This window comes from Mucilaginibacter sp. P2_A5 (assembly GCF_056404995.1).
In genome coordinates, this window is record NZ_JBFUCY010000018.1 from 142,893 (window position 1) to 154,557 (window position 11,665).

Annotated in this window: 7 protein-coding genes; 4 read left to right on the plus strand and 3 right to left on the minus strand. The window is 42.7% G+C overall.

Annotated elements, in window-relative coordinates:
- Positions 1-132: 132 nt before the first annotated feature.
- Entirely contained in the window at positions 133-5,997 is a 5,865-nt protein-coding gene (locus tag AC1DXF_RS17460) for a carboxypeptidase-like regulatory domain-containing protein (RefSeq protein WP_477450005.1), read from the minus strand.
- A 169-nt stretch (positions 5,998-6,166) separates the two neighbouring features.
- Here AC1DXF_RS17460 and AC1DXF_RS17465 point away from each other — a divergent pair, with 169 nt between their 5' ends.
- Together AC1DXF_RS17465 and AC1DXF_RS17470 are read left to right on the plus strand one after the other, a co-directional pair.
- Positions 6,167-7,528 carry a pyridoxal-phosphate dependent enzyme gene (locus AC1DXF_RS17465; RefSeq protein WP_477450006.1) on the plus strand — a complete coding sequence of 454 codons (1,362 nt, stop codon included), beginning with the start codon at positions 6,167-6,169 and terminating at the stop codon, positions 7,526-7,528.
- Between the two features lie 92 nt (positions 7,529-7,620).
- Positions 7,621-7,983, plus strand: coding sequence for an NTF2 fold immunity protein (locus AC1DXF_RS17470; RefSeq protein WP_477450007.1), 363 nt, complete (start codon positions 7,621-7,623; stop codon positions 7,981-7,983).
- A gap of 77 nt (positions 7,984-8,060) precedes the next feature.
- On the opposite strand, the gene AC1DXF_RS17475 is transcribed toward AC1DXF_RS17470, so the two are convergent.
- Both AC1DXF_RS17475 and AC1DXF_RS17480 read right to left on the minus strand, forming a co-directional pair.
- Entirely contained in the window at positions 8,061-9,173 is a 1,113-nt protein-coding gene (locus AC1DXF_RS17475) for a DUF6438 domain-containing protein (RefSeq protein ID WP_477450008.1), read from the minus strand.
- A gap of 96 nt (positions 9,174-9,269) precedes the next feature.
- The gene (locus tag AC1DXF_RS17480) at positions 9,270-9,935 is read right to left on the minus strand and encodes a peptidylprolyl isomerase (protein ID WP_477450009.1); all 666 of its coding nucleotides are present in this window, start codon (positions 9,933-9,935) and stop codon (positions 9,270-9,272) included.
- Positions 9,936-10,419: 484 nt separating this feature from the next.
- Here AC1DXF_RS17480 and AC1DXF_RS17485 point away from each other — a divergent pair, with 484 nt between their 5' ends.
- Positions 10,420-11,289, plus strand: coding sequence for an alpha/beta hydrolase (locus tag AC1DXF_RS17485; RefSeq protein ID WP_477450010.1), 870 nt, complete (start codon positions 10,420-10,422; stop codon positions 11,287-11,289).
- A gap of 166 nt (positions 11,290-11,455) precedes the next feature.
- On the plus strand, positions 11,456-11,665 hold a 210-nt coding region (locus AC1DXF_RS17490; RefSeq protein WP_477450011.1), incomplete at its 3' end, for a hypothetical protein.

Genomic DNA, 11,665 nt, shown 5'->3' on the forward strand with positions numbered 1-11,665 from the left:
CCATGTCATTGCGAGCGCAGCGCGGCAACCTCGTAGCTTTGCATATACGTTATGCATCGGCAACGAGATTGCTTCGTACCTCGCAATGACATGGCGGGAAACCGTGTCCCTGTGTCATCGTTCAACAATGACCTAATGACTCAATGACCCAATGACTACCTGTTTCATCCCTTCCCTTCCATAAAACACCGGGAAATACATCATTTCGGCTTTAGCCGGGTTTAGGGTGTATTTACCATCGTAGCGGGGGATAAGGTTTACGGTGAAAGTATATTTGTTTTGTTTGAGCTTGCGGCAGAATATGCTCACCTTCTCCTTAAAGTATTCCCTGTGAACTTCATTATTGCTCCAGGGCTGGTCCTTGTTTTCATAGGAGCAACCTGCCGGGATAGGGATTTCTATCATCACAAAATCGGCATCGCCCCTGGCGATTACCTCGGCTTGTAGTTGTACAACTTCCCCGCCTTTCAGGCTGGTAACTGTCTGCTCTTTCCGTTCGAACCAGGTATTTACTGTAAAGTCTTTACTTACTTTTTCCGGCCTGGTGTTCCAGAATTTTTGCGACCCGGTAATGTATACAGGCAGGCTCCCGGTTTTGCTAATGCTGATGTTTTCAGGTTTAAACGTGGCGGAGTAGGGGAACGTGCTTATTGTTTGGGTGGACGCTCCCTTAATGGTGATAGCTGATGGTTTAACCTGCTTATCGGCAACCAAAAGATCGGGCAGAATGGTTTCCAGAATCAAGGCAGATTCATAAGTGTTGCGCCATTCGCCGTGGCTGCGCTGTTCTAAAAAATAACCTTGTATCCTGCGCAGCAATTCAGGGTGTTTGCCTTCGGTTTTAATAATATGGTAGGCCAGCACGCTTAGCTGAACGGAATTGTCAAAGAAGCGGTAACTGTCGTCGCCCCAGTAAATATTACCAAACAAAGTGCGGTGTTCACGGGCATACAAACTATCCAGCTTAACAGGTAAGCCGGCTTCCTGCTTAACCAGCATCAGCCTGAATTTATCATAGGCGGATAGCGGGATGCCGGTTTTGACTTTGAAGGCTTTGTTTTCCCTTTCAACTACCTCGATATATTTTTGATAGTCAACCTTAGCTTGTAGTTTGTGGAGCAATTCGAGGCAGGTTAGCTTATCTGCACCGCGATAGCTCTCCAATTGATAAACCAGGTAGTCGGCCAGTTTTTGTTTATCCAACTGGATCATGTAGCCTTCCTTTTGTGCATCTAATAAAGCCTCCACCGCATGCAGGCTAATCCAAAGTTCTTCGTCGGTATCTTTCCACCAGCCCCAGGTGCCATTGGTTTTACGGTTTTCCTGTAGCTTTTTAATCGCCTCCTGTATGTTTTTACCGTATTTAAATTCTTCGCCCAGGAATTTTTTGATCCGGCGTTCGGCCAACAGGCCTTTTAATTTTGAGGCCAGTTGTTCGTTGCACAGATATTTGTATTCGCGCAGCTTGCGGGTTTCTTCCGCCAGGGTTGGCAGTACCGAAGCCTCGGCCCGGAAAGTAACCGGCCCCATTGCCGGGTCGAATTTCAGGTTAACCGTGGTATCACTATTTAAAGCATTAAATACCCCCTTGGTTTCTTCAACGCCCTGTTTTATAACAGGCACCTTACGGCGTTCGCCGTCAAAATAACCGTTATCGCGCTTAATGGTGTATTCAAAATTCAGGCTGTCGGTGTTATCAGCAACAATGCCCAGCGTATCTATTTTTGAGTTTTTAACTTCAAGCTCGTCCTGTTTAAGCTGTTTGCCATTGTAAGTGAATGTACGGGTAAGTTTAACATTGGTAGAATTATAGTTCATTACTTTACCAATCAGGCTCATCTCATCACCAATTACGGCAAATTGTGGTGCAATAAAATTGGCGCTGATGGGCTTGAATGATTTAATGCTGTTTTCGGCAAAACCGGTTTGCTGCTTATCAGAAATACCGATAATAAATGTACGCCAGTTGGTAATATCATCCGGGAAGGTAGCTGTAAAACTGGCTTTGCCCAACTCATTGGTGGTGAGTTTTGGTTGCCAGTAGGCGTAATCAGAAAAATTATTACGCAACGAAAGTTCGCTGCCGGGCTGGCCGGCGTCATTTGCTTTATTTACGGGCGCGCCTGGCTTTGGTTTGGTCCTGATTACAATTACACCGTTGGCGGCGCGGGCGCCGTAAATGCCGGTAGCTGCAGCATCTTTTAATACACTTATTTCCCCAATACTTTCTTTGTCTATACCATCCATGCTCTCAACAATTTCACCGTCCACCACAATTAATGGTTTAGCCGAAGGGAGGCTTGATACTCCACGTATCTGAATATTAACGCCGCCACCCGGTGCCCCGTCTGTTACCACCAGGCCGGAAGTCAGGCCTTGCAGGCTGGATAAGGTAGTTACCGATCCGGTAAGGTCTTTTCTCAATGCAGTGCCATAGCCAATAACCACCACTTCGTTAAGCGCGTTGCTTGACGCTTTGAGGCTTATTTTTACGGCAGCTCCCGGCTGAATGATAATCTCTTTTTGCTCGTAACCAATAAAGCTGACCACTAATTTGCCATTCGCAGGCACCCTAAGCCTGAAGTGGCCACTAATGTCAGTTACGGCACCTGTTGCAGTTCCTTTTACCCTTACACTAACGCCTGGTATGGGCAATTTATCTTCAACGCTGGTAACTATGCCCGTCATTACGTTACTAAAATTATCGGTGTTTAAATATTTCTCATTAAAGGCTTCTTTTATTTTTAAGGCGTCATTTTCAATGGCATAGTCCTTATAATCATTCCAGGTGGTTCTGCTATTAATGATATTGCCAATTTTGGCACTTACCGAATCTTTAGGATGGGTTGGTGAAATATCAAATTTATAATAGTTTGTGCCATAGGGTTTTATATTTACATTTTCTTTTATATCGTAAACATCGCCTTTTAACAAAAACAGGATGCGGTAGCTGCCGGTCGTCAAGCCGTATATATCGGTAGTAATACCCGGGTAAATCTGTATAAAATCCGGGTCGTTATATTTGTACACGATCACATTTTTTATCAGCAGCTTTTGGTGTTTGGGCTGCTTAACCTCAAAACTCAATTTACCACCTATCTCATTTTGCATATCGTTATTAAACAGCAGTTGCGTGTTGCTACGCAGGTCAAGGTATTGCTGCCAGATGTCTGTCGCCTCGTTTTTGCTAAGCACATGCTGGCTGTAATCCGGCTCGCCCGAATAAGATGATAAAATGGGATTGAATGGATAAGCGGCTGCGATGCTTTTTTGTTTAAGCAAGCCCGGCTCAAACAAGTAACTATAGTTTGGCTCGGTTTCAAACAGGCGATCTTTTTCCCCGGTTACGGCAAGCGTTGCAAAGTTATTGGCTAATGGGCCGGCAAGAATGTTGTTCCTGTAACTGCTTTGCGGATTCAGCATAAAGAGCTTGTCGTTTTGTTGTAAAAGAGCCATTTTAACACCAAAATTGTTGATCACTGTAATCAGGTATTTATTGATCAGGTCCGACTCGTAACTGCTCAGGGTATCGGATACAGCGGTTGATTTTGCATTAGCTGCATTTACGCTGATGATTAGTTTTTTTGATCGCTCCACCATCACGCTATCAACCAAAATGTTTTGATGGCTGGTCCTGAAACGCAGCGTGTGTTTGCCAGGCGTTACCGCAAAGCTATAGCGTTTCAATTGCTGGGTTTGGTCAAAATAAACCGGCCTGCCATCTATATATAGTATGTGCACAGGCAAAATGTCACCATCCTTAACCACAAAGGGGGCAACCTGGGTAACGGTATCTGCAATGCTTTCTTCTATCCGGTAAGTCTTATCGGGATGTGTAAACTGGTAATAGGCAATGCTATCTAAGCCAATCTCCCGGCTCCAGCGGTTCCAGTTTAATTTCAATGAGCGTTCGCCATCTATTTTCAAAATGTTAAAAGGCTTTTTGGGTTTACGGTAAGGGTACATTTTACCCATGTAGGGTACAAAGGGGACTTTGTAACCGGTGAATTTACTGGTCATGGACCATGCCGTTAAATCGGCATTGGCAACGGGTTTCCCTTCATTATCGGTAACCACAATATCCGTTTTAACCCGCTGGCCGGGATATACTGATACCGGCTGTTTCACATTAATAGTAAGCAGCTTATCGCGATAAAGGATATCAGTAGCTTCCGTTTTACTTTCGCCGCCCCAAACATAATGAACCAGGAAATTTAAATTGTCTTGGTTGCCATAGGCCTTTGTATATAGGAGGTTATCCGCCTGCCCGCCATCTATCAGCTTTTGCCCCCCGAATACCGAGTACCAGAAATGCAAATGGCGCTGATTTTCTACTTTAACAAATAACGAATCAGCAGTGCGGTAACCTGATAAGGAAATTCCGCTTTCACTATCTTTTAAATCAAGGTTGCTATAAGCATTATCAGCCTCGATATCATAGCTATAAGCATTTGGGTTGATGAGGGTTTTAGATGGCAGCATTACCTTTATTGCAGCTATCGTATCGTTTTGGGCATCCAGGGCGCTGATAACGGCCGGGGCCTGCACTTCTTTACCATTATCAAGGTAGGTAGCTATTAAAGTATCCCCGTTTAACTTCGATTCTATGTGATACCTGTTAAATGTATAGCTCATCTCATTGGCATCAGATTGACTTTCATTGTTGCTGTTTAAAAAAACAGAATTGATCTCGTAACTGATATCAGCTTTTGGGAAAATTGAATCAGGGATCATCAATTTGGTTTCCCCAAGCGGATCAAGGGGCATTTTATGTGTCCATAAAGTATCGGGTACAAAAAGGTGCTCTGGCTCAAACCGGTTGGTGCCCCGCGAAAACAATGTTATGGTAACACGCCCATCGGCAACAGGTAAATTATTTTCGTCAACGGCCTTCAGGAAAAGTGCCGGTGGGTTGCCGGGTGAATGCGCTGTTTTATCAACCCGGGTACTGAATTTAATTGATTTTAATTCGTATTCTTCGTATTTAAAATTCCCTTCTAAATAAACTTTTCTTTTCGCCAAAAATGCCCTTTCGTCATCGCCGTCGTATTTGTCAAGATCATATTTAAGGCTTGATGGGTCTTCAAGCGAGATGGTGTAATCCTCATCAAGTGAAAGCTTCAGGCTATCATTTAAAACAAAGCTGTATTCATAGGCACCGTTACGATAGCTGTTAGCCTTGCCTATGATTTTACCATTGTCGTTTCTGTTTTGTTCTTTCAAACGCACAATGAGCTGGGCGGCATCTACCGGTTGCTTTGATTTTCGTTCTAAAATAAAAGCTTTAAATTTTACGGTATCATTGGGCTTATATATAGCTTTGTTAAATACCAGGAAGCCCGTATAGTTATAGGTGGATGGTTGGCTCCCATATCCATAACGTTTTTTGAATATTCTTTTCACAGCATACCATTTTCTTTTAAACCAGTTGTTTTGTTTACCATAACCACGATATTTGTAGGGCTGCTCCTGTTTAACCGAAAAATAGTTGCTAACCCCGGCATAATCAACCTTTAATACGGTGTCTTTTTTTGATTGATTGGCTACATACAAGCCGCTTTTGGCATCATAGGCTACTATTTTATTATAAAACATTACTGCCGCGTTATTAATCGGGCTGCCTTGTTTATCGGTTAAAATAAAACGCAGGTCATAATTGTTACGCATCACCTTCAAATAAGCCGACCGGTTTTCTATCAGCTTGTACCTCAGCTTATTTTTTTCTGCATAAACCTTCAGATAATTGCCCGCCGGGAGATTGTTTTTCCAGGTATCATCCGTTTTAAAAGAATCAACCGGGTGCTGCAATATTTTTTCATCGGGATCTTTATCCGGGTATTTATAAAACCTCAAAACATCGTCGGGCCCAATTTTATAGATGTAGGTATAAAAACTACTTTGCCTGCTGGGCGTAAGCTGTTTTTGTGCGAATACATTGCCCGTAACAAAGCCCAAAATGATGATTAACAGGAATGTTTTTTTATAAAGTGATAACATGAATAGTTCGGTTTTGAGGCTGCGGCCCCGGGTTTAAATATAGTGCTTGTGCTGGTACTATTGCATGATGCACATCTATTTACTTTTCCATAAAGAAAGTTCAGTTTATAAAAACTATTTTTGAGGCGTAATCCCGCTTAGTACACCGGATTAGTAGATTTTTAATTTTATGTGGTATAACAATATATTAGAAACCATTGGCCACACGCCGCTGGTTAAGTTAAACAAGGTAACCAAAGACATCCCTGCAACGGTTTTGGCCAAAATTGAAACAACCAACCCTGGTAACTCCATAAAGGACCGTATGGCCCTTAAAATGATTGAGGATGCCGAAAAAAGCGGTAAGCTGAAACCCGGAGGTACCATTATTGAAGGTACGTCTGGTAACACAGGTATGGGCCTGGCCATCGCAGCGGTGATAAAAGGCTACAAGTGTATTTTTACCAGCACCGATAAACAATCGAAAGAAAAATTTGATGCCCTGCGTGCCTTTGGCGCCGAGGTTATTGTTTGCCCTACCAATGTGGAGCCGGAAGATCCGCGGTCATACTACTCGGTATCATCGCGCCTGGAACGCGAAGTGCCTAACTCCTGGAAGCCTAACCAGTACGATAACCTGAGCAACTCGCAGGCGCACTACGAGCAAACCGGCCCCGAAATTTGGGAACAAACCGAAGGCAAGATCACACACCTGGTAGTAGGGGTGGGCACCGGCGGCACAATTTCCGGCACTGCCCGTTTCCTGAAAGAAAAGAACCCGAACATCCAGGTTTTAGGCATCGATACTTACGGTTCAGTATTTAAAAAATACAAGGAAACCGGGATTATGGATAAGAACGAGATTTACCCATACATCACCGAAGGTATAGGTGAAGACTTTTTACCGCAAAACGTTGATTTTAGCCTGATAGATCATTTTGAAAAAGTAACCGATAAAGACGCCGCCCTCATGACCCGCGAAATTGCCCGAAAGGAAGGCATCTTCGCCGGTAACTCCACCGGATCAGCCGTGGCCGGTACGCTGCAAATGAAAGACAGGTTTAAAGAGGGCGATGTGGTGGTAATTATTTTCCCCGATCATGGTACCCGCTACCTGGGCAAAATGTACAACGACGACTGGCTGCGCGACCGCGGTTTCCTGAAAGATGGCAAATTAACCGCCCGCGATATCATCAGCAAAAAAGATGTACAGGAAATTATTACCATCGACTGCGAAAAATCGGTACTGGAAGCTATAAACACCATCAAATCGCTCAATATCTCGCAAATTCCGGTTACACAAAAAGGTATGGTGATAGGCAAGATAACCGAAAGCGATATCCTGAATTCGCTGTTAGAGAACCCATCCATCAAATCTCAGCCCGTAAAAAATATTACCACAACGCCGTTCCCGTTTGTTGATCTGAATACTTCTATCGACAGGATCTCGGGCATGATCAATAAGGAAAACATTGCCGTACTGGTTGAAAGCGAAGACGGTAAAATTGAGATCATTACACAGTATGATATTATAAACGCGATATCAGCTTAGGTAGGGTAGTATCAAGTAGTTAGTATCAAGTATCAAGATTTTTTGAGGGTGTTATGCTTAGGCATGGCACCTTTTTTAGTTTATATTTGGGTATGAAATATCTGATAATATGTCTTCTATTCGTTCCCTTATTTTCTTTTGCTCAACAAAAGGATAAAGAAGTGACTGAGTTTTGGAGAACAGAAATAAAAAAAGCACTTACGGACAAAAAACACCAGCAAGTACCTTACACGGTTATCCCGGATTCTGCCACAGCTGTTGCTGTTGCCGAGCCTATTTTATTTAAAGTTTATGGCAAGGATGAGATATTGGGCGAAAAGCCCTACAAGGTTGATTCTGTAGAGGGCTGCTGGGTGTTGACAGGAACTTTACCTAAAGGGTATTTTGGCGGCACATTTGTTATAATTATGGCTGCCAAAGATGGTAGGGTTATAGAGTTAACACATAATAAATAAAACCTTAAATATCAATTTTATGTTAAATCATAATGCTGACAATTCACGATAATAAGGGGGAATAGTTCTCATTTCCCTTATTGTACAAATTCATCCCATACTCTTTTAGAGGCATTGAGGTCATAATAATTAAACCCGATATCAACGGTAACTGGTTTACCGTTTACAATAAACTTATAATAACGTCCATCTGTATCTATATTTGATTCTTTAAAGCGATTATATTGGGCAACTAATTGAAACCGGGTTTTAAATGATGTACTGCAGATTTTTCCCTTAAGGATGTAGTGAAATAATAAAAAAGTTTCTGAATCTCTAAATTGTAATTCGTCCCTATACCTTTTTTTACCTCTTTTTAAGGATGCCGAAAAGATGTTTTGATATGCGGACATGAATTCAGGAACAGTGTCTTTTTTCAACCAGATACTTTGATGGAGATAAATAAGCGGGTTGTAGGCCAAGAAGAAGTCCCATGGCGCTACATAGCCATAATCTGTTACCGATTTAATTAACTTACCATCCTTTACAAAGGTTATTGTAAATTCATCCTGCTCAATTTTTGTGTTTGGGTAATAGTCTCCTTTTAACGAGTTTATATCGACATGCTTGAATCCATCAAGAAGCCGTTTGTATTGAGGGAGTGAAATAAATCCTGTAAAAAATCCTTTTTTCCTGGGATCACAGTTATCCTCGTATGAGATAGTTCTGTCGGCGCCTATGATCATATTCATACAGGTATATCCGTATCGGCCTCCGTCAGTAAACGATACTACGATTTTGTCAAAATCAGGAAGTGGATAATTTTTTACTTGATAACGGGTTAGGGTTAAGGTGTCATACGTCCATTTAATAATAAGTGTATCCTGTGTTAGTTTAAGAATACTGTGATAATTCCATCTGTTACTATCAGGTTCGAAGATGAAAAGGCTGTCTTTTTGAAATTTATATTGTGAATGAGTGCCAAGATATGTAGGCTGAAGCTTGCCGTTACTTTTGTAAAAACCTGATTGGTTTTCTAACGTATAATCCGAATTAAAGGTAAGCGAGATATTATTTGCGTCTGTTAATCGATTTTCGCCCCATCCTTCCCAAGTCCCTAACAGAAGTTTTTCATTTGCTGTTGGTTTATTGCATGCTAAAAGATGCATAAAGAAAAGAAACAGTGTAATTATGATGGCCAGGCGGTTCATGATAAGCTATAATTAAGGTATTGTTGAACGTAAGAATGCATATGTTATTATGATATAACCTCCCTTTTCATCAAACCGTCTTGAAGTTCGATATTCCTATTTTAAAGCCTTAGCAGCCTGTTGCGGCGTAAGTACGGTCAGTTTCATCCAAACTGGTGTAGCGGGGTTGCCGTTTTTGTCAACGGTTACCGCGGTTACCTGGTCTATCAACTCAATGCCTTTTACTATTTCGCCAAAAACGGTATAGTGCCCATCCAGAAAAGGCGTTCCGCCAACGGTGCGGTAGGTGTTGCGCTGCGCTTCGGTAAAGTGGGTGTTGTATTTTTTTTCGATGGCGTCTAACTCGTCGTTGGTCCAGGTGCGGCCGTCTACAATGTAAAACTGGGTGGTGTATGACGATTCGGTTTTGTTGGCATCCCGGCCCATGGCCACCACTCCCCGGCGATGGTATAAATCGGCCAGAAATTCGGGCGCTATCCATTTCATTTCGGGCTTTAAGGTACGCCCTTTATCGTATAACGAATCAGGATCGCCCCCCTGTATCACAAAACCCTTCAGTATCCGGTTAAAGGTGGTGGCATCAAAATAATGGCTTTTAACCAGTTTAATAAAATTATCGCGGTGCACCGGTGTTTGGTTGTACAGTTTTACTATACACCATCCCTGCAGCGTTTCTATTTTTACATACGTGTTTTTTGGCTGGGCAAATGCACCCAGGCAAAGGCAAAATAAAGCGGCGAACAGGAGTAGCGATCTTTTCAATTTGATAAAGTTTAAAGTATAAGTATTCGGAGGATTTTTAGTTCCCTCCCTACGGGAGGGGTGCGGCTGGCCATGTGCGCAAAGGCAGGGAGGGGTTTCACCGTGCGGCTGTAAAATGCGCCTGTGAACGCCTGATTTAACCCCTACCTCCTCCTTCCCCGAGGAAGGAATCGCACGCTCCTCCGCTTTTTTTCTTCCTAATACCTATGAAGTTTACATAAACCAATAAGCAGGTTTCCTGTCGACTAATTTATGCAAAACTGTGCTTCGCCGACAATTTATTTTAACGCTTTATACTTATAAAATAACCCGGTCTTCCAATAGCGCGAAGCGGCCGGTATGGTGTTAAAACGTAAATTGTATTTAGTTATCATTGTTTTATATTTACGCATCGGCCCATGGGGGCCGGCAAGCCAATATAACCGGGAACGGGTGTGGGAGAATTGTTCCAAATTATTTAAAAATCAGTTTAACAGGTTCAGCCATGAAAAAATATGTGCCTTTTTCAATGATGATTATTTGCGCAATGTTTTGCTGCCTTAACAGTTTTGCCGCCGGTGTAGATACCCTGGGGGTTAGGAGCCAGGTAATGCAAAAAACGATTAAAGCCGCTGTGGTGTTACCGCAATCGTACAAAACCGCGCAACAAAACTACCCGGTGATTTACCTGCTGCATGGCGGCCAGGGCAATTACCGCGACTGGCTGTCAAAAACCGACGACAAGCTGCTGCTGCATAAGCTCGCCGACCAGTATAATTTTATTATTGTTACCCCCGATGCCGGGCTGATGAGCTATTACTTTGATAGCCCCCTGGATAAAACCAGCCAGTACGAAACCTTTATAACCAAAGAACTGGTAGAAAAAATAGACGGCACCTACCGCACTATAAAAGACAGAAAGGGGAGGATTATAGCCGGCCTATCCATGGGAGGGCACGGCGCCATGTATCTATCGGCGCGCCACCCCGAATTATATTGTGCCGCCGGCAGCATGAGCGGCGTAATGAACATAAATACCGCCACCTGGACGGTGCCTGCCGAATTTGCCCAATTGCGCAATAAAAACTTTGAACATTTGCTTGGCCCACCAAAAGATGCCGCGAACCCATACCGCGAATACTCTGCCGTAGGGCTGGCTGATAAAATGAAAGCCAATGATGTAAAGCTGATTTTTGACTGCGGGTTTGATGATATCATGATTAAACCCAACCGCGAACTGCACCAACTGTTATTAGCCAACGGAACGCCCCACGAATACACAGAACGCCCCGGCAAACACGAATGGCCTTACTGGAGCAATGCCGTATCCTACCAGTTTCTTTTCTTTCAAAAAGTAATGGGTAGTATCAAGTAGCAGTCTTTTAAAAGTAGTATCAAGTAGTAATGCGAATCAAGGGTCGAAAGGTGTTGAAAACTTTATGAGTTAAGTGTTTGATTATAAGTCATTTAGTTGTGGTTTTATTTGTTTAAAGCCTTGAAAGTCAGTATCTTAAAGAAGATTACCACATCGAACTTTAAGAATGATTCCCAAGGCTAAAGCACTCAAACTAATCGCTATCTATTTGCATATCTGCAAGTTACACGACGAAGAACTTCAATACTTATATCAAAGATACACGAATAATGATAAACCTGAATTTACAGATCAGGAAATGATAACTTTATATCTTTTTGTTGTCCAGCAGGAGCAAAGGTTTAAAGTTTCTCAGATATATGCTTTTGCGGATCAG